Raw genomic sequence first — 18,209 nt, 5'->3', positions numbered from 1 at the left:
CGAGGACGCCGGGCCCCGTCCGCGTGATTGGCCCTGCGCCGAGCGGGGTAATTGTGTCGTAATCAGACGCACGGGTCCACGGCGCGCCCCGGAAAGGCAGGCCGTGGACGGAATCCGATGCGCCCGGCAACCGAGGAGTGTTCGATGCTGCTACGCCTTCCCGGAGTCTATCGCCCGCAACACGATACGCAGTTACTGGCAGACGTCCTGGCAGCGGAACATCTCGGACCCCATACGCGACTGCTCGACCTGTGCGCGGGAACGGGTGCTCTCAGCGTGCACGCCGCCGCAGCGGGCGCCGGCCGGGTGACGGCGGTGGACGTGTCGAGGCGCGCGGCGATCAGCGTCCGGCTCAATGCGCTTCTCGGCGGACATCGGATCCGGGTGATCCACGGCGACCTTCTCGAAGCCGTGCGCACGGAACGGTTCGACGTCGTGGTGTCCAATCCGCCGTACGTTCCCGCTCCCGTCGACACGGTGCCCGACCGCGGGCCGGCGCGCGCGTGGGACGCGGGTAAGAACGGACGGGCACTGCTCGATCGAATCTGCTGCGAGGCCCCCGAGGTTCTCGTCCCCGGTGGTGTCCTGCTGCTCGCGCAGTCCGTTCTCAGTGGGGTCGAGAAGACGCTGACGATGCTCGAGGAGCAGAACATGCTGGTCGACGTCGCCGCGTCGGCGGAGATTCCGTTCGGCCCCGTCCTCGACGCACGCCGGAGAATGCTCGAACGGCGAGGACTGATCGAGGCCGGTCAGACCACGGAAGAGATCGTGGTCATCCGCGCCGTCAAATAGCCCTCCGGCGAGGCGTCGTGCACGGCCACGGCCGCGCACGACGCCGGTCGGGTCAGGCGGAGATGACGCTGTCGAGGACGGAGTAGAACATGCCGAGTCCGTCGTCGCTGGGGCCGGTGAGAGCCTCGGTGGCGTGCTCCGGGTGCGGCATGAGACCCACGACGCGGCCGTTGGCCGACGAGATCCCGGCGATGCCGCGCTGCGAACCGTTCGGGTTGTCGCCGGCGTAGCGGAACACCACGCGACCTTCACCCTCGAGTTCGTCGAGAACGGTCTCCGACGCCTGGTAACGGCCCTCGCCGGACTTGAGCGGGACGAGGATCTCGGCACCCGCCTCGTAGCGGGACGTCCACGCCGTCGACGTGGCCTCGACCTTCAGCCACTCGTCGCGGCAGATGAAGTGCAGGCCCTCGTTGCGGGTGAGCGCACCGGGCAGGAGTCCGGCCTCACACAGCACCTGGAATCCGTTGCAGATGCCGAGGACGGGCATGCCGCCCTGCGCCGCCTGGACGACCTTGCCCATGACCGGCGCGAACCGGGCGATGGCCCCGCAGCGCAGGTAGTCGCCGTAGGAGAAGCCACCGGGAACGATGACGGCGTCGACACCCTTGAGGTCGGCGTCGCCGTGCCACAGGCTCACGGCTTCGCCGCCGGCGAGGGTCACCGCGCGGGCGGCGTCGACGTCGTCGAGGGTGCCGGGGAAAGTGATGACTCCGACGCGGGCGCTCATGCTTCGACGCGCCTCACGGTCCAGTCCTCGATCACCGTGTTGGCCAGCAGGGCCTCGGCGATCTTCTCGAGCTGAGCGTCGTCGACACTGCCGTCGACCTCGAGCTCGAACCGCTTGCCCTGACGGACATCGGACACTCCAGCGAAGCCGAGCCGCGGCAGCGCTCCGACAATGGCCTGCCCCTGGGGGTCGAGAATCTCGGCCTTGGGCATGACTTCGACGACGACACGGGCCACGTGCTGCTCCTTGTAGTAGTGCGCGAGCCCAGAGTGGAACACCGGGCACCCGGAAGTTTACCGGGCTACCTGCCTGCGGTTCGCATCGGACGAAGCGGACGCGCCACGTATCCAGGCGCATACTCGAATTCATGCGACTGACTCACTTCGGCCACAGCTGCGTCCTCGTCGAGTTGAACGGTTCCACCATCCTCTTCGATCCGGGCAACTTCTCCCACGGATTCGAGGGCATCACCGGACTCGACGCCATCCTGGTGACGCACCAGCACCCCGACCACGTCGACCAGCAACGACTGCCCGCCCTCGTCGAGGCGAACCCCGGCGCGGCGCTGTACTCGGACCCGCAGACCGCGGCCCAGCTCGGCGGCGGCTGGACGGGGGTGCACGCCGGAGACGAGTTCGACATCGGCGACGTGCACGTCACCGGCACCGGCGGCACGCACGCGGTGATCCACCCGGACATCCCGGTGATCGACAACACGGCGTTCCTGCTCGGCGACGCCGGCAACCCGGCCCGGCTGATGCACCCCGGCGACTCTCTGTTCGTCCCGGAGCAGAAGGTCGACGTGCTCGCACTGCCCGCCGCCGCGCCGTGGATGAAGATCTCCGAGGCCGTCGACTACCTACGAGCCGTCGCACCGCGGGTCGCGGTGCCGATCCACCAGGCGATCATCGCGAACGAGGCCACCGGCATCTTCTACGGCCGCTACACCGACATGGCGCCCGAGGGCACCGAGTTCCGCACGTTGCCGAGCGAGTCGAGCGTCGAGGTGGCCTGACGGCCCCGTGAGTACTTGTTAACCGCCCGCGGTTAACAAGTACTCACGGGTCAGGCGGCACCGATCTGCGGAATCCGGGGTTGCCAGCGGTACACCTCCGGCTGGGCGCCGTGGTAGAGCGCGAGATCGACGGCGTCGAGCAATGCCTGCCGCGGTCCCGAGCTCCCCAACTGTTTGGCGGTGACGGCGAGGCGTACCAGCCCCCCGCGCCGGGCGGTCCGGCCGGCGCCGAGGACGAGCGCCCGGCACCACCACGGTTCGGCGCGGAATCCCTCCCCGATCCCCAGCACTCGCGACCGCACCGACGTTTCGCGTTCGAGGTCGTGGATAGCGGTCATCCCGGCCAGCAGCCGGAACCCGGCGGACGGCAGGGCCGCGACCGCGCCTTGGGACGCCAGCCAGCGCGGGGCGGCGAAGAGTCGGGTGCGCAGGCCGGTCTGTTCCATCACCCGGTCTGCCGCGAGCAGTCGCAGTCGCGCCTCGTGCTCGGGGAGCGCCGCGAATTCGGCGCGCCGGCGTTTGGTCGCGGCCTGGTCGTACCCGTGGAGGACGACGGCGTCGCCGCGGGACCGGCGTCCGCGGACCCAGTCCTGCGTCGCGGGGTCGTTGACCAGCCGGTACTTGTCTTTCAGCCGTGGGGCCACCAGCAGCGACAGCGGCACTCCGCGCCGATCCATCTCCTCGGCGAACGCGGCCGCGAAGTCGCGCGTCTCGTCCCTGATTGCTGACACCGACACGATCACCTGTCCGGTCATGGCCCCAGCGTGACAGGAGAACGTGAACACGAGGCAAAGCCCGTGCGCCTTTCTGGTTGTGGGAGCAACCAGAAAGGCGCACGGGCCCGAAGGGCCTACTTCGGCAGGACCGCCTCAATGGCGTCGACGACCTCGGGGGCGTCCGGTTCGGTGCGGGGACGGAACCGCTTGACGACGGTGCCGTCGGGGGCGACGAGGAACTTCTCGAAGTTCCACTGGATGTCGCCGGCCGCGCCTTCGGCGTCGGTGGCCTTGGTCAGTTCCTCGTAGAGCGGGTGCCGGTTGTCGCCGTTCACCTCGATCTTCTCGAGCAACGGGAACGTGACGCCGTAGGTGGTGGAGCAGAAGGTCTCGATCTCTTCGGCGGTGCCGGGCTCTTGACCCATGAACTGGTTGCAGGGGACGCCGATCACGGTGAGTCCGCGGTCGGCATAGTCGGTGGCCAGCTTCTCGAGGCCCTTGTATTGCGGGGTGAGCCCGCACTTGGAGGCGACGTTCACCACGAGGACGGCGCGACCGTCGTACTCGCCGAGTGAGGTCGGCGTGCCGCCGAGGGTGTTGATGCCGATGTTCTGAACAGGAGTCGTCATGCGCACCAACGTAGCCAACAAACCTCTGTGCGCCCAGGGTTCGAATCGCCGGGGCGCACAGAGGTTTACTTCGAGAGGGCCGGTCAGCTCTTGACGAGCACCCGCGATTCGTTCTCGGTGGCCTGCTCGTCGACGATCTCGCCGTGGCCGTCGTCGACCATCGTCGATTCGTCGAACGGCAGCTTGCCGTCGAGGACGGTGCGGACGCGGTCGTGGTCGATCGTGTTGGTCCACGAGCCGACGAGCAGGGTGGCGACGGCGTTGCCGGAGAAGTTCGTCACAGCGCGGGCCTCGGACATGAACCGGTCGATGCCGACGATGAGGCCGACGCCGTCGAGCAGTTCGGGACGGTGGCTCTGCAGCCCGCCTGCGAGGGTGGCGAGCCCGGCGCCGCTGACTCCGGCAGCACCCTTGGACGCGATGATCATGAACACCAGCAGCGACAGCTGCTCGGGGAACGACAGCGGCTGTCCCATCGCGTCGGCGATGAAGATCGAGGCCATGGTCAGGTAGATGGCCGTGCCGTCGAGGTTGAACGAGTAGCCGGTGGGGACGACGACACCGACGGTGGTGCGCTCGACGCCGACGTGCTCCATCTTCGCGATCAGTCGCGGCAGTGCGGACTCGGACGAGGACGTGGCGAAGATGAGCAGGTATTCGCGGGCCAGGTACTTCACCAGCTTGAAGATCGAGATGCCTGCGGCGACGCGGAGCACGGATCCGAGGACACCGAACACGAAGATCAGGCAGGTCAGGTAGAAGCCGAGCATCAGGGTGGCGAGCTGGACGACGGCACCGAGTCCGGTCTGACCGACGACGTTCGCGATGGCGCCGAAGGCACCGATCGGTGCGAGCCACAGGATCATCGACAGGATCTTGAAGACGAGCTTCTGGACGTGGCCGACACCGCGCAGGATGGGCTCACCCTGCTTGCCGAGGGCCTGCAGTCCGAATCCGACGAGCAGCGCGACGAACAGGGTCTGCAGCACGCTTCCCTCGGTCAGCGCGGACATCAGCGACGTGGGGATGATCGACTGGAGGAAGTCCATGGTGCCGCCGGCGCCGTGGGCCTTCTCCGCGAGCGCGGCGCCGGTTCCGGCGGTGTCCGCGCTGATGTTGAGGCCGGTCCCCGGGTCGAGGAGATTGCCGACGAGGAGGCCGATGCCGAGGGCGACGGTCGACATGCCGATGAAGTAGGTGAGGGCGAGTCCGCCGACCTTGCCGACCTTCGCGGCCGCCTTCACGGATCCGATGCCGAGCACGATCGTGCAGAAGATGACCGGGCTGATCATCATCTTGATCAGGTCGACGAACATCGTGCCGAGCACGCCGACCGACTTGCCGACTCCCGGAGCCAGCCACCCGACAAGGATGCCCGCGACGACGGCGACGATGACCCCGATGTACAACCAGTGGGTCCGGTCGCGTTTCTTGGTTTTCCCTGTCGCAGTAGTCATGGGACTGTCCTCCAATTCGAGTGGCAAGCTGATCGGTGAGGCCGGCTAGTGACCGCGATCACGTCTTGGAAGAATCTTCTAAGCGATCGCTTGGCTGGTGAAGTTTGTGTTCATTACGTTCAGGAGAAGTGCATTGCCTCACCATCCGCCGAGACGGCCCATGAGCGTCGCGAGGCAGCTCTTTCTCCTGCAGCTCGTCGTGTTGGTGCTGGTCATCGGCGCCGGGACCGCACTAGCCGTCGTCGATCAGCGTCGCGACAGCGACGACACCACCCGGCGCGCGGTCACGGCCGTCGCCACCACGCTGGCGATGTCGCAGGGCACGGTCGACGCGTTGCGCTCCCCCGACCCGACGGCGGTCCTCCAACCGCAGACCGAGCGGATCCGCGCGGCCACCGGCACCGATTTCATCGTCGTGATGACCCCCGCCGGCATCCGCTTCACGCACACCAACCCCGAACTGATCGGCGGCGTGTTCTCCGGGAACATCGACCGCGCGGTCCGCGGTGAAACGTTCACCGAGACGTACGCCGGTTCGCTCGGACCCTCGATCCGCACCGTGGCCCCGGTCTACGACGGCGACCGGATCGCAGGTCTCGTGTCGGTCGGCGTCACCCGGGCGAAGATCGGCGACCAGTTCGCCGCCAGCCTGCCGACCATCTTCGCGGTCGCCGCGATCGGCCTGGCGGTGTCCGCGGCGGGGTCGTTCCTGCTGAGCAGGCGCCTGCGCCGTCAGACGCTGGGGATGGCACCCGACGAATTGCGTCAGATGTACGAGCACCACGACGCGGTCCTGCATTCGATCGGCGAGGGCCTGGTGGTACTCGGCCGCGACGGCGACGACGACGCGGAGGCCGACGTGGTCAACGACGAAGCCCGCCGCCTCCTCGACCTTCCCGAGGGCCCGGTGCCCCTGTCCGCGCTTCCGGACTCCCTGCGACAGTCGCGGGAGGGCGATTCCCGGGACGAGGTGCACGTGACGCCCGACCGGGTGCTGCTCGTCAGCCGGGAGCCCGTCACGTGGGAGGGACAGCGACTGGGGACGGTGCTGACGCTGCGGGATCGCACCGAATTGCAAAGCATCATGGGAGAACTCGATTCCATTCGCGGATTCGCGGAGTCGCTGCGGTCGCAGGCGCACGAATCGGCGAACCGCCTGCACACGATCATCACGATGGTCGAACTGGGCCGCTACGACGACGCGATCGCCTTCGCCACCGAGGATCTGCGGTTGTCGCAGGAACTGATCGACCGCCTGATGACGGCGGTCCACGAGCCGGCGCTGGCCGCACTGCTGCTCGGCAAGGTGGGGGTGGCCGCCGAACGGGGAGTCGACCTGACCGTCACCGAGGACACCGCGCTCGGGCCCGTCGCGCCGCTCAGCGCGCGTGAACTCGTCACACTGGTGGGTAATCTCGTGGACAACGCGATCGACGCGGCCCGCGGTGCGACCGAGTCGCCCGGAGAGGATGCGTGGGTGGAAGTAACGGTCCGTCAGGAGGATTCGACGATGGTGGTGCGGGTGGCCGACAGCGGACCCGGCATTCCCGCCGACGAACTCGACAAGGCCGTCACGCGTGGATATTCCACCAAGTCGGGCCAGCGTGGGCTGGGTCTGGCACTGGTCACCCAGGTGGTCGCCCGGCACGGGGGGACGATCCACACGGAGCCGTCGCTCGGATCGATGATCGTCGTCGAAATTCCGTTCGAGGGGGACGTCTCGTGATCCGGGTGATGATCGTCGAGGACGAGCCGCTCATCGCCGAGGCGCATCGGGCGTATGTGGAACGGATACCCGGGTTTTCGGTCCACACCGTCGTTCACGACGGCAACGGGGCCATGCGCGCGGTGGCCGCCGCGAACGGCAGCGACGACCCCATCGATCTCGTCCTGCTCGACATCGGCCTGCCCGACGCCAGCGGCCTCGACGTGGCGGCGGCACTGAGCGGTGTGCGGCCGAGCCCCGACGTGATCGCGGTGACCTCGGCCCGCGACCTCGAGATGGTCCGTACCGCCGTGGCGCGTGGAATCGCACTGTATCTCCTGAAGCCGTTCACGTTCGCGGCGTTCCGCGACAAGCTGGAGCGGTACCGGGAGTTTCGCGACGCCCTGCCCGCCGGTAGCAACGCGCTGAGCCAGCAGGACATCGACCGGGCGATGTCGGCCCTGCGCACCTCCGATGAGCGCGCGACCTCACCGAAAGGCGTTGCACCACAAACCCTCGACCACGTGTCGGCCTGCGTCCGGGAGGCGTCCGGGCCGCTGACCGCGGCCGAGGTGGCCGCCAGCATCGGGGTCTCCCGGGTGACGGCGTGGCGTTACCTCGAACGCCTCGCCGACGACGGGGTCCTGACCCGGCACACCGAGTACGGCCGGGCGGGGCGTCCACAGATTCGGTACGCGCAGCGCTGACTCCGCGGCGGCCTGAGAAAAGCCAGACCGGACGGTTGTGACCTGCGTCACATCGGTGGACGATGAGAAGGAGTCACCTCCGGCTCGTCGTCACTCAGTCAAGGACCTCACGATGTCTAGCAGAATTGCCACCACACTCGCCGCGATTGCATTGACCCTGTCACTCGGCACGCTGGCTGCCCCCGCAGCCCTCGCCGCACCGCTCGCCCCCGCACCGACCCCGGTGGTCGGCTCGATCTCGGTCTGCCTCAACTTGCCACTGGGATCGGCCAGCATCAGTTTCTGCGTCTGATGCGTGCGTGGCGGAAAGTCGCCTGACACGGCGACTTCCGCCCCACCTCGACGTACTCCTTCACACGCCGACGGCGAACCGCCGGCGAGGGTGCCGCAGTACCTATTTGCCGATCAGGTCGAGCACCCACGCGAATTCGAACGCTACTTCTTTCCACTTCTCGTAGCGTCCGCTGACACCGCCGTGCCCGGCGCTCATTTCGGTCTTGAGCAGCAGGGGCGCGTCGCCGGTCTTGGTGGCGCGGAGTTTCGCGACCCACTTGGCCGGTTCGACGTACAGCACCCTGGTGTCGTTGATGCTGGTGATCGCCAGGATCGCCGGGTAGTCCTTGGCCTCGACGTTCTCGTACGGACTGTACGAACGCATGTATTCGTAGACCTCGGGGTTTTCGAGGGGGTTGCCCCACTCGTCCCACTCGATGACGGTGAGCGGCAGTGACGGGTCGAGGATCGAGGTGAGCGGATCCACGAAGGGAACGTTGGCGAGGATGCCGGCGAACAGTTCCGGCGCCAGGTTGGCCACCGCACCCATCAGCAGGCCTCCGGCGCTGCCGCCGTCGGCGACCAGTTGCCGCGGCGTGGTGCGCCCGGTGTCGATCAGATGCCGTGCACTCGAGACGAAGTCGGTGAAGGTGTTCTTCTTGGTGAGGGTCTTGCCCGTCTCGTACCAGTGCCTGCCCATCTCACCGCCGCCGCGCACGTGTGCGACCACGAAGACGACACCCCGATCGAGGAGGGAGAGCCGCGCGACCGAGAACGCCGGGTCCATGCTGGCCTCGTAGGAGCCGTACCCGTAGAGCAGCGTGGGGGCGGGGCCGCCGGCGCCGGTCGTCTTCCGGCGGACGATCGACAGCGGGATGCGTGTCCCGTCGTCGGCGACGGCCCAGTCGCGTTGCTGCTCGTAGTTGCCGGCGTCGAAGTCGCCGAGCACGGGTTGCGACTTGCGCAGCGCGAGTTCGCCCGTCGCCAGCACGTAGTCGTAGACCTGGCCGGGCGTGATGAACGACGTGAACGCCATCCGCAGCGTCGGCTGCCGCCATTCCGGGTTGGCCCCGAGCCCGACGCTGAACAGTTCCTCGTCGAATTCGATCTCCGTGAACTCGCCGTAGCCGTTCTCGCCGAGCGGCCAGACGGCCAGCCGGGTCAACGCTTCCCGGCGGTATCCGAGCACCAGGTGATCGGCGAACGCGTCGACCTCCTCCAGCCGCACGTCGGATCGGTGCGGGATGAGGGTGGTCAGCGAGGTCGGGTCGGACACCGGTGCCTCGGCGAGGACGAAGTTCTCCGCCTTCACACCGTCGACGACGTCGTTGTGCATGATCAGGAAGCGGTCTTCACCGGCGACGACCGCGTGCTCGACTCCGTATTCGACGCCCTCGCGCCGCGGCAGCACCACCCGGAATTCGCCCTCGGGGTTCGCCGATTCGAGAACCCAGCCTTCGCTGGTGATCTTCGACCCCACCCAGATCATGAGGTACTTCTCGCTGCGGGTGGACCCGACCGACACCCAGAACCGCTCGTCGGGCTCGTGGAACACCGACACATCCTGCTCGCGGTCGGTGCCGAGCTTGTGCCGCCACACCGTGTCGGGCCGCCAGGACTCGTCGACGGTGAGATAGAAGACGTGGCTGTGGTCGATGGCCCAGGTGACGCCGGGCGCGGTGCCGGGGATCTCGTCGGGCAGCAGTTCGCCGGTCGTCAGGTTCTTGAATCGCAGCGTGTAGCGCTCGTCGCCGACGACGTCCACGGAGTACGCAAGCAAGTTGCCGTCATGGCTGAGGGAGAAGGCGCCGAGGGAGAAGAAGTCGTGACCCTCGGCCTCGGCGTTGCCGTCGAGCAGGACCTGTTCGCCGGCCAGTTCCACACCCGGGGTCAGCTCGGGCGGTGTCCAGTCGCCGGGGCCGGCGATCGGGGCCCGGCACTGGACGCCGTACTGCTTGCCTTCGATCGTGCGGGCGTAGTACCACCAGTCGCCCATGCGGGTGGGAACCGACATGTCGGTTTCCTGCGTGCGGGACTTGATCTCCTGGAAGATCTGGTCGCGCAGCGGTGCGAGGTGCGCCGTCTCCTGCTCGGTGTACGCGTTCTCGGCCTCGAGGTACGCGACGACCTCGGCGTTCTCCTTGTCGCGCAGCCACTCGTACTCGTCGACGAACGTGTGACCGTGGTGGATGCGCTCGGTGGCGACGGTCTTCGCGACCGGCGGAGTGAGCGTCTGGTCTCCGGAGGTCATGTCTCAGCCCACCCAGTCCGCGAACGACAGACCCGAGATCCGCTCGTACGCCTCGATGTACCGCTCGCGGGTCGCCGCCACGATCTCTGCGGGCAGTGGCGGCGGCGGGGTGTCGGACGCGCGGTCCCAGCCGGATTCGGGGCCGGTGAGCCAGTTGCGGACGAACTGCTTGTCGAAGCTCGGCTGCACCTTCCCCGCCTCGTAGCCGTCGGCGGGCCAGTACCGGGAAGAGTCGGGGGTGAGGACCTCGTCGGCGAGAATCAGGTTGTTCTGCGCGTCCAGTCCGAACTCGAGCTTGGTGTCGGCGAGGATGATGCCGCGATCCGCGGCGAAGTTGGACGCCCGGCCGTAGATGTCGAGGGTGTCGTCACGCAGCTTTACGGCCAGATCCTGGCCGACCTTCTCGACGACGGCCTCGAAGCTGATGTTCTCGTCGTGCTCCCCCAGTTCCGCCTTGCTCGCGGGCGTGAAGATCGGGTCGGGAAGCTGGCTCGCCTCCACGAGTCCCTCGGGCAGTGCGACTCCGCACACCGCGCCGGTCTCGTTGTAGTCGATCAGCCCCGACCCCGTGAGGTAGCCGCGGGCCACGCACTCGACGGGAACCATGTTCAGCTTGCGCACCACCAGCGCGCGGCCGAGGACCTCTTCGGGGATCCGGCTGTCGTCGGCTTCGCCGGCCAGATGGTTGTTGCCGCCGAGGACGCCGAAGAAGAAGACGCTCATCGCGGTGAGCACCCGACCCTTGTCCGGGATCGGGGTGCTGAGGACGTGGTCGTAGGCGGAGATCCGGTCGCTCGCGACCAACAGGAGGTGCTCGTCGTCGATCGTGTAGAGGTCGCGGACCTTGCCACCGGCCAGATGGGCGTATGAATCGAGTGAGGGGCGCACGGTGATCCAGCCTATCGGTCGGGACGGACACGACGGGACGCGCACCGATCGGGGCCCGGAATAGCACCGGCACCCATGTCGTTAGCCTTGAAAGAGACTTCTGTGATGTGAACGACGACGCGACAGGTGGGTAATGGCGACGGACACGACCCCGGTCGACGTCGGGTTCCGCTCGGAACGCGGACCGATTCTCGTGTCGCTGATGCTCACGACGTCGCTGGTCGCCCTGGATGCGACCATCATCTCCACCGCCGTCTTCACCATCGTCGGGGATCTCGGCGGCTTCTCGCAGTTCCCGTGGCTGTTCTCGATCTACCTGCTCACCCAGGCCGTGTCGGTGCCGATCTACGGCAAGCTCGCCGACATCTTCGGCCGCAAGCCGGTGATGCTCCTCGGGATCGCCCTGTTCGGCGTCGGCTCGGTGCTGTGCGGGATCGCGTGGAGCATGCCCGCGCTGATCGCGTTCCGGGCGGTGCAGGGTCTCGGTGCCGGGGCCGTGCAGCCGATGAGCATGACCATCGCCGGCGACATCTACACCCTCGCCGAACGCGCCAAGGCCCAGGGCTACCTGGCCAGCGTCTGGGGCATGTCCGCGGTGGTCGGCCCGACCCTCGGCGGCCTGTTCTCCGAATATCTGTCGTGGCGGTGGATCTTCTTCGTCAACATTCCGCTCTGCCTCCTCGCGGCCGTGATGCTGATCCGCAACTTCGGCGAGGAGCGGGTGCGCACCCAGCGGTCGATCGACTATGCCGGCGCCGGAATCCTCGCCGTGGGGGCGACGCTGCTCATCCTCGGACTCCTCGAGGGCGGGCAGGCCTGGGCGTGGAGTTCACCGATCAGCATCGGGATCTTCGCGGCGGGTCTCGTGTTCCTGATCGCGTTCGTCCTCGTCGAACGCCGCGCCGCCGAACCGGTGCTGCCGCTGTGGGTGTTCACCCGGCGCGTTCTGGCGGCGAGCAGTCTCGTGTCCCTGCTGGTCGGGGCCATCGTCCTCGGCCTGACCACGTACGTGCCCACCTTCGCCCAGGGTGTGCTCGGAACGGGCGCACTGGTGGCCGGATTCGCGCTGGCCACGCTGACCATCGGCTGGCCGATCGCCGCGTCGCAGTCGGGCCGCGTGTACCTGCGCTTCGGCTTCCGAGTCACCGCCACCGCGGGCAGCCTCCTGGTGGTCGCCGGCACCGCCCTCACCCTGGGTCTGTCCCTCGAGTCGGCGGTGTGGCACGTGGCGATCTGCTGCTTCGTCATCGGCGGCGGCATGGGCCTAGTCGCGAGCCCGACCCTCATCGCGGCGCAGTCCAGCGTCGACTGGTCGGAGCGCGGCGTGGTCACGTCCACCAACATGTTCGCCCGGTCCATCGGCAGCGCCGTGGGGGTCGCCCTGTTCGGCGCCCTCGTCAATGCTCAACTGGGCGGCGACGACAATCCCGCGCCCGCCGATCTGGCCGGCGCCCTGCATCTGGTGTTCGTGGCCGCCCTCGGCGCGGCCGTCGTCCTCGTCGTCGCCGCGGCCGCGATGCCGAAATCCGCCTCCGACGCGGAGGTCGAAGCCGCCGCACCGACGGCTGTGACCGAGTGACCGTGCCGGACCCGTGCGTCGAGGTGCTCGTCGCGTCGTACCTCGAGCCGGACCTGGTCGAGCGGGTCGCGCGCAGCGACCCTCGGATCCGGGTGTCGTACGCCCCCGAACTGCTGCCCCGCCCGCGGTGGCCCAGCGACCACGTCGGCATCCCGCGTGACCTGACGGCCGACGAGCACGACCGGTGGACGTCGATGCTGCACACCGCCGACGTCATGTTCGACTTCGACTGGCGTCGCCCCGAACGCACGCTCGAGCAGTCGCCGAATCTGCGGTGGATCCAGGCGACGTCCGCGGGCGCCGGGCAACTCCTCGAGAAAATCGGGTTGTCGTCCGGGCCGCTGACGGTGACGACCGCCGCGGGCGTGCACGCCGATCCGCTGGCGGAGTTCGCGCTCGCCGGAATCCTGCATTTCGCGCGCGGGCTCCCCCGGCTGATCGCGGACCGGCACCACCGAACCTGGCGGAAACAGGAGACGACCGAACTCGCCGGCCGTCACGCGCTGATCGTGGGGGCCGGCAAGATCGGCTCACGCACCGCGGAACTCCTCCGATGCTTCTCCGTCACCTCCACCGGAGTCGCCCGCAGCCCGCGCCCCACCGACCCGCCGTTCGACACGACGACCACCACGGACCGGATCGCCGAGCACCTTCCCACCGCGGACATACTCGTCATTTCCTGCGCCCTCACCGATCGCACTCGCGGGCTGATCGGCCGCCCCGAACTCGCCGCCCTCCCCGACGGCGCTCTGGTCGTCAACCTCGGCCGGGGACCGATCCTCGACGAAGACGCTCTCGCGGAAGCACTGTCGACCCGGCGGCTCGGTGGCGCCGTCCTGGACGTCACCTCCACCGAACCGCTCCGGGCCGACTCGCCGCTGTGGACGGCGGAGAACGTCCTGCTCAGCCCGCACAGCGCCGCCAACGTGCCGTCGGAGAACGGAAAGATCGTCGACCTCTTCCTCGAGAATCTCGGACGCTACCTGTCCGGCGACACCCCGTTGATCAACGAGTTCGACTTCGACGCCGGGTACTGACCGCGCCGAGCGGCCCGGGTCCGTCCGGCGGCACACTCAGGCGAGGTCGAACCGGTCGAGGTTCATCACCTTGTCCCACGCGGCGGCGAAGTCGCGGACGAACTTCTGCTGCGCGTCGTCGGCCGCGTAGACCTCCGCGAGAGCACGAAGCTCGGAGTTCGATCCGAAGACCAGGTCGACGCGGCTTCCGGTCCATTTCACCGCGCCGGTGGTGCGGGCGCGACCCTCGTAGAGTTGCGGGTCCGAGTCCGTGGGCGCCCACTGCGTTTCCAGGTCGAGAAGGTTGACGAAGAAATCGTTCGTCAGCGATCCGGGGTTCGCAGTCAGGACGCCCACAGGTGACTGCCGGTAGTTGGCGTCCAGCACGCGCAGTCCACCGACGAGCACCGTCAATTCGGGCGCACTGAGCGTCAGCAGATCCGCCTTGTCGATCAACTGGTACTCGGCGGGAAGGCGGTGCGGCCGTCCGCGGTAGTTGCGGAAGCCGTCCTCGGTCGGCTCGAGCGCCGAGAACGACTCGACATCGGTCTGCTCCTGGGTGGCGTCGGTACGGCCCGGGGTGAAGGGCACCTCGATGTCGTGTCCGGCGTTCTTCGCGGCCAGCTCGACCGCTGCGTTGCCACCCAACACGACGAGATCGGCGAACGACACGCGCTTGGCCCCGGTCTGTGCCGAGTTGAACGAATCCTGAACCTCTTCGAGTACGCGGACGACGTCGGCGAGCGCGTCGGGGTTGTTGACCTCCCACCCATTCTGCGGCTGCAAGCGGATACGACCACCGTTGACGCCTCCGCGCATGTCGCTGACGCGGAAGGTCGACGCGGCCGCCCACGCGGTGGACACCAACTGCGCGATCGTCAGACCCGACGCGAGGATCCGGGTCTTCAAGTCAGCGATGTCGGCGGCCTCCACGAGGTCGTGCGTCACGGCGGGAATGGGATCCTGCCACAGCAGCGTCTCCTCGGGGACGAGCGACCCGACGTAGCGCACGGCGGGGCCCATGTCGCGGTGCGTGAGCTTGTACCAGGCTCTGGCGAATTCGTCGGCGAGCTCGTCCGGGTGATCCAGCCAGCGCCGGGTGATCCGTTCGTAGGCAGGGTCGACCCGCATCGCGATGTCCGTCGTCAACATCACCGGGGCATGCGCTGTCGACGTGTCGTGGGCGTCGGGCACGGTGCCGGCTCCGGCGCCGCCCGTCGGGATCCACTGCCACGCACCGGCGGGACTCTTCGTCAGCTCCCACTCGTACCCGTAGAGAGTTTCGACGAAGCTGTTGTCCCACGTCCGCGGCGTGGGTGTCCACGCGCCTTCGAGGCCGCTGGAGATGGTGTCGCCGCCCTTGCCGGTACCGAAGGAACTCGTCCATCCCAAGCCCTGCTGTTCGAGTGGGGACGCTTCCGGTTCGGGTCCGACCAGGTCGGCCGGACCGGCCCCGTGATTCTTCCCGAACGTGTGGCCACCGACAATCAGCGCCGCCGTTTCGATGTCGTTCATCGCCATCCTGCGGAACGTCTCACGAATGTCGATCGCGGAGGCGAGCGGATCCGGGTTACCTTGCGGGCCTTCCGGGTTCGCGTAGATCAAACCCATCTGCACCGCCCCGAGCGGCTCCTCGAGATCGCGATCCCCGCTGTAGCGCTCGTCGCCGAGCCACGTCGTCTCCGGACCCCAGTAGATCTCCTCGGGCTCCCACTGATCCACCCGGCCGCCGCCGAAGCCGAAGGTCGTGAATCCCATCGACTCCAGTGCGCAATTGCCGGCGAAGACGATCAGGTCCGCCCACGACACCGTCTTCCCGTACTTCTTCTTCACCGGCCACAGCAGCCGGCGCGCCTTGTCGAGGTTGACGTTGTCGGGCCAGCTGTTCAGCGGCGCGAACCGCTGCATGCCGGCGCCCGCGCCGCCCCGGCCGTCGGTGATGCGGTACGTGCCCGCCGCGTGCCACGCCATCCGGACGAACAGCGGGCCGTAGTGACCGTAGTCGGCGGGCCACCAGTCCTGCGAGGTCGTCATCACCTCCTCGATGTCCCGCTTCAGGGCCTCGAGATCGACGGCAGCGAATTCCGCGGCGTAGTCGAAATCCCCGTCCATGGGATTCCGCACGGAAGGGTTCCGCTGCAGAACCTTCAGGTCGAGCCGGTTCGGCCACCAGTCACGGTTGCCGCCACCCTGGGCAGGATGGGTGAGTCGACCATGTGCGACCGGGCAACCCCCGCTCGGAGCGGGCTCTGTGTGCGCCTCGGCGATGGGCGGGTGTTCGGCCGCGAGGGTCGCGGTGATGTTTTCGGACACGGGGTTCCTTCCACAAGTGCATATTCCGGGAGCTGTATTCAGTTGCTGGGGTGACGAAGTGTGTGATGTCGGGCAGTGCGGTCGTGGCGCAAATCGGAAAACCACAGCTGGCCTGCGCAATCCATGGTCGAGGACACCGAAAAACTATCGCGACGACTGTGGAATTCGTCTAGATACTGAGTCAAATTGAGACGCGTGCCGTGCCGCGGCTGCCGGACGCGGCCTCAACTGCGGTCACCAATTGCGACTCGAGAACGATCAGGTCGACATAGATCGGTGCGATGGTTTTCGGAGCGATTGCACTCAACCGGTGCAAGCGATAAAGAGATGCCCGACCGAACGTCACCGTTGCCGCCAGTAGCTCACTCAAACCGAGTTTTCCTATGGCGCCGACATAATCGGCAGCCCAGTGCGCGGAGTCGCCGAGCATCTTGGAATCGTGCAGCGAGGCGAGCTGGTCTCGGATGGCGAGTTCGACGTCGCGGAGTTGTTCCCAGAGTATCCGATGAATCGAGTAGCGAGGATCCTCGATGAGGCAATCGAAGACGCAGGTTGCGAAGGACGCGCCCAGGTACGCGTGTCCGATGATGTCCTGGTACTCGTTGGAATTCTGTTTCACTGGCACGCCGAGGCAGCTCGCACTTTCGAGCGCGCGAGACTGGTGCGGCACGCGGTCAGCACGCGGGCCGTGGCGGGACTGTTGCCGCCACCGCAACCAGGGCAACGCATGGTGACCGTCAACGCGACTTCGTCGATAGCCACGGCCAACGGCAATGCGCAGTGCCGGCACCACCGGTGGCTCGTCACCCGGTTCACGTGGGTGGGCGAGGCGACACATTGATGAATCCATTTGCGATGGAGCGGGCACGTGATGCGGTCGTCGGGAGCCAGCCGCACGGCATCCTCCGCATAGTCCTCGAAAGTGAGTTGCGCCGCGAGGGCGGTTTCTGCACAGACCGATTGTCGAGTCCGGCCGATGTCGATCACGGTAGTCATGGGTACACCTCGACGAGGTCGAATTGCGCGTGCAGTTGGGCCCATGTGGCCTGATGTTTTCCGTCGGAGCTGCGGTAGGCCGCGCCGGCCACTGGCAGCCAGGTCCGCATCAAGTCGTCGCGGACGGCTGGACGGTCGGCGGGGGCGGCCGTTCTACACAGGGCGGCAACAAGCCAGACCCGACCAGCTCCTGAATCCAGAGGTGGATTGTGCGGTGAGATTCGGTTGGTCGTCATGGGAATCGTCCTCTGGAGTTCCGCGGCAGGTGGGGCGTGTCGGTCACCTTTGTCGATTCGCGGTGTCGACTGAGGTGGCTTCCCTAATAGTCGCGCTGCTCTGCCGGGTCGGACGTCTCATTTCCGGACACTGGCACCCGGCTCGGATCTAGGCGTCGATGACGGACCCCGGCGTGAACCTGCCCCGAGACCGTCGCGGCCCCGTAGGGCGTGCCCTCCAGGACCAGGTTCTCTCCACGGGACAGACAGATCTCGGTGATCATGGCGAGGAGTGTCGTCGACTCCGCGTGCACGAGGGTCGCCAATTCAGGAGCATCAGACGGTGCCCGTCCGCCAGTTCGATCCTCAACAGATCGGTACAGATGCCCTGGTCGAGGGCGTCGCGCAGCAGATGGTCCTCGAGTGTGTCCGCATCGAGGGCCCGCCGTCCCTGCCCGGGGAGGCGGCGAGGGTCGATGCTCGACGACTTCCCCACCCCAGGTGGGCCGGCGACCGCGGCAGCCCGATCAGCGTGCATTCGCCTGCGCGCGCCGCTCAGCCGTGGCCGCGGCAAGGACCCGGCAATCGTCGGCACCGAGGAGGTCGTGGGTCTCGAACGGAGTGAGCTCACCGTCGGTCGCAGCGCGCAACGCCGCATCGAGTTCGTGATCATCGGGGCGTACACCCTCCATGGGGCAACCTCAGTTCTTCGATCGGTGGAGTAAGACCGTTCAGGACGAGGTTCTGGAATTGTCCGGATGCTATCCAGGAAGCCGTTCAGAACACCAGCGGCGTCTCCGACACCCTTGCGCCGTCCTGGTGCGGTGGCCCGGCCTAGTACTACAGTCGCGTTTATTTTGATCTTGTCGGTGTGTCGGCGCAGGTTCCGAGAGTCGCAGGATGCATGGTCCGTGTGTGGGCGATGAT

The 18,209-nt window shown here is 67.5% G+C and carries 17 protein-coding genes; 8 read left to right on the top strand and 9 right to left on the bottom strand.

The annotated features are described in order from the left end of the window. Positions 1-144: 144 nt before the first annotated feature. Entirely contained in the window at positions 145-792 is a 648-nt protein-coding gene (locus ACFTWF_RS05295; protein ID WP_378460227.1) for a HemK2/MTQ2 family protein methyltransferase, read from the top strand. Positions 793-844: 52 nt separating this feature from the next. Here ACFTWF_RS05295 and purQ read toward each other — a convergent pair whose 3' ends face one another. Then, positions 845-1,522, bottom strand: a complete 678-nt coding sequence (purQ, locus tag ACFTWF_RS05290) for a phosphoribosylformylglycinamidine synthase subunit PurQ (RefSeq protein ID WP_185725633.1) — start codon at positions 1,520-1,522, stop codon at positions 845-847. Next, the gene (purS, locus tag ACFTWF_RS05285; protein WP_005244409.1) at positions 1,519-1,758 is read right to left on the bottom strand and encodes a phosphoribosylformylglycinamidine synthase subunit PurS; all 240 of its coding nucleotides are present in this window, start codon (positions 1,756-1,758) and stop codon (positions 1,519-1,521) included. The genes purQ and purS overlap by 4 nt, the downstream gene beginning before the upstream one ends. Before the next feature lie 131 nt (positions 1,759-1,889). Here purS and ACFTWF_RS05280 point away from each other — a divergent pair, with 131 nt between their 5' ends. Then, entirely contained in the window at positions 1,890-2,537 is a 648-nt protein-coding gene (locus tag ACFTWF_RS05280; protein ID WP_378460226.1) for an MBL fold metallo-hydrolase, read from the top strand. A 50-nt stretch (positions 2,538-2,587) separates the two neighbouring features. Here ACFTWF_RS05280 and ACFTWF_RS05275 read toward each other — a convergent pair whose 3' ends face one another. The 3 genes from ACFTWF_RS05275 to ACFTWF_RS05265 form a co-directional block, all read right to left on the bottom strand. Beyond that, positions 2,588-3,292, bottom strand: a complete 705-nt coding sequence (locus ACFTWF_RS05275) for a DUF2334 domain-containing protein (protein ID WP_378460225.1) — start codon at positions 3,290-3,292, stop codon at positions 2,588-2,590. A gap of 95 nt (positions 3,293-3,387) precedes the next feature. Then, positions 3,388-3,882 (bottom strand): glutathione peroxidase, encoded by a 495-nt coding sequence (locus ACFTWF_RS05270; RefSeq protein WP_378460224.1) that lies wholly within the window; start codon positions 3,880-3,882, stop codon positions 3,388-3,390. An 83-nt stretch (positions 3,883-3,965) separates the two neighbouring features. After that, on the bottom strand, positions 3,966-5,339 hold the full coding sequence (locus ACFTWF_RS05265) for a cation:dicarboxylate symporter family transporter (RefSeq protein WP_378460223.1): 1,374 nt from the start codon (positions 5,337-5,339) through the stop codon (positions 3,966-3,968). A gap of 160 nt (positions 5,340-5,499) precedes the next feature. Here ACFTWF_RS05265 and ACFTWF_RS05260 point away from each other — a divergent pair, with 160 nt between their 5' ends. From ACFTWF_RS05260 to ACFTWF_RS05250, 3 genes are all read left to right on the top strand, one after another. After that, positions 5,500-7,065, top strand: a complete 1,566-nt coding sequence (locus ACFTWF_RS05260) for an ATP-binding protein (RefSeq protein WP_378460222.1) — start codon at positions 5,500-5,502, stop codon at positions 7,063-7,065. Next, positions 7,062-7,751, top strand: coding sequence for a response regulator (locus tag ACFTWF_RS05255; protein ID WP_378460221.1), 690 nt, complete (start codon positions 7,062-7,064; stop codon positions 7,749-7,751). The genes ACFTWF_RS05260 and ACFTWF_RS05255 overlap by 4 nt, the downstream gene beginning before the upstream one ends. A 112-nt stretch (positions 7,752-7,863) precedes the next feature. Further along, positions 7,864-8,043 carry a hypothetical protein gene (locus ACFTWF_RS05250; RefSeq protein ID WP_378460220.1) on the top strand — a complete coding sequence of 60 codons (180 nt, stop codon included), beginning with the start codon at positions 7,864-7,866 and terminating at the stop codon, positions 8,041-8,043. 102 nt (positions 8,044-8,145) lie between these two features. On the opposite strand, the gene ACFTWF_RS05245 is transcribed toward ACFTWF_RS05250, so the two are convergent. Continuing rightward, entirely contained in the window at positions 8,146-10,275 is a 2,130-nt protein-coding gene (locus ACFTWF_RS05245; protein WP_378460219.1) for a S9 family peptidase, read from the bottom strand. 3 nt (positions 10,276-10,278) lie between these two features. Continuing rightward, complete coding sequence (locus ACFTWF_RS05240) at positions 10,279-11,163, bottom strand: phosphoribosylaminoimidazolesuccinocarboxamide synthase (RefSeq protein WP_378460218.1); 885 nt, start codon at positions 11,161-11,163, stop codon at positions 10,279-10,281. 133 nt (positions 11,164-11,296) lie between these two features. Between ACFTWF_RS05240 and ACFTWF_RS05235 the strand changes: the two genes are divergently transcribed. Both ACFTWF_RS05235 and ACFTWF_RS05230 read left to right on the top strand, forming a co-directional pair. Then, positions 11,297-12,742: an MDR family MFS transporter gene (locus ACFTWF_RS05235; protein ID WP_378460217.1), complete on the top strand. Its 1,446-nt coding sequence runs from the start codon at positions 11,297-11,299 to the stop codon at positions 12,740-12,742. Beyond that, a complete protein-coding gene (locus ACFTWF_RS05230; protein WP_378460216.1) occupies positions 12,739-13,779 on the top strand; it encodes a D-2-hydroxyacid dehydrogenase in 1,041 nt (346 codons plus the stop codon). The genes ACFTWF_RS05235 and ACFTWF_RS05230 overlap by 4 nt, the downstream gene beginning before the upstream one ends. A gap of 36 nt (positions 13,780-13,815) precedes the next feature. Here the strand turns inward: ACFTWF_RS05230 and katG are convergent, their stop codons facing one another. After that, positions 13,816-16,059 (bottom strand): catalase/peroxidase HPI, encoded by a 2,244-nt coding sequence (katG, locus tag ACFTWF_RS05225; protein ID WP_378460560.1) that lies wholly within the window; start codon positions 16,057-16,059, stop codon positions 13,816-13,818. A gap of 193 nt (positions 16,060-16,252) precedes the next feature. Beyond that, positions 16,253-16,864 carry a hypothetical protein gene (locus tag ACFTWF_RS05220; protein ID WP_378460215.1) on the bottom strand — a complete coding sequence of 204 codons (612 nt, stop codon included), beginning with the start codon at positions 16,862-16,864 and terminating at the stop codon, positions 16,253-16,255. 894 nt (positions 16,865-17,758) lie between these two features. On the opposite strand from ACFTWF_RS05220, the gene ACFTWF_RS05215 reads away from it, so the two are divergent. Next, positions 17,759-18,007 (top strand): hypothetical protein, encoded by a 249-nt coding sequence (locus ACFTWF_RS05215; protein ID WP_378460214.1) that lies wholly within the window; start codon positions 17,759-17,761, stop codon positions 18,005-18,007. Positions 18,008-18,209 lie beyond the last annotated feature (202 nt).

The organism is Rhodococcus sp. NPDC056960 (genome assembly GCF_042674125.1).
In the GTDB taxonomy this organism is placed as follows: domain Bacteria; phylum Actinomycetota; class Actinomycetes; order Mycobacteriales; family Mycobacteriaceae; genus Rhodococcus_F.
This window is presented reverse-complemented; position numbering and strand designations above follow the sequence as displayed.

Excerpts from the sequence above, each read along its gene's own strand:
- ACFTWF_RS05295 (WP_378460227.1), top strand. The coding sequence starts at position 145 with ATGCTGCTACGCCTTCCCGGAGTCTATCGCCCGCAACACGATACGCAG.
- purQ (WP_185725633.1), bottom strand. The coding sequence starts at position 1,522 with ATGAGCGCCCGCGTCGGAGTCATCACTTTCCCCGGCACCCTCGACGAC.
- ACFTWF_RS05280 (WP_378460226.1), top strand. The coding sequence starts at position 1,890 with ATGCGACTGACTCACTTCGGCCACAGCTGCGTCCTCGTCGAGTTGAAC.
- ACFTWF_RS05275 (WP_378460225.1), bottom strand. The coding sequence starts at position 3,292 with ATGACCGGACAGGTGATCGTGTCGGTGTCAGCAATCAGGGACGAGACG.
- ACFTWF_RS05270 (WP_378460224.1), bottom strand. The coding sequence starts at position 3,882 with ATGACGACTCCTGTTCAGAACATCGGCATCAACACCCTCGGCGGCACG.
- ACFTWF_RS05265 (WP_378460223.1), bottom strand. The coding sequence starts at position 5,339 with ATGACTACTGCGACAGGGAAAACCAAGAAACGCGACCGGACCCACTGG.
- ACFTWF_RS05260 (WP_378460222.1), top strand. The coding sequence starts at position 5,500 with ATGAGCGTCGCGAGGCAGCTCTTTCTCCTGCAGCTCGTCGTGTTGGTG.
- ACFTWF_RS05250 (WP_378460220.1), top strand. The coding sequence starts at position 7,864 with ATGTCTAGCAGAATTGCCACCACACTCGCCGCGATTGCATTGACCCTG.
- ACFTWF_RS05245 (WP_378460219.1), bottom strand. The coding sequence starts at position 10,275 with ATGACCTCCGGAGACCAGACGCTCACTCCGCCGGTCGCGAAGACCGTC.
- ACFTWF_RS05235 (WP_378460217.1), top strand. The coding sequence starts at position 11,297 with ATGGCGACGGACACGACCCCGGTCGACGTCGGGTTCCGCTCGGAACGC.
- ACFTWF_RS05215 (WP_378460214.1), top strand. The coding sequence starts at position 17,759 with ATGCTCGACGACTTCCCCACCCCAGGTGGGCCGGCGACCGCGGCAGCC.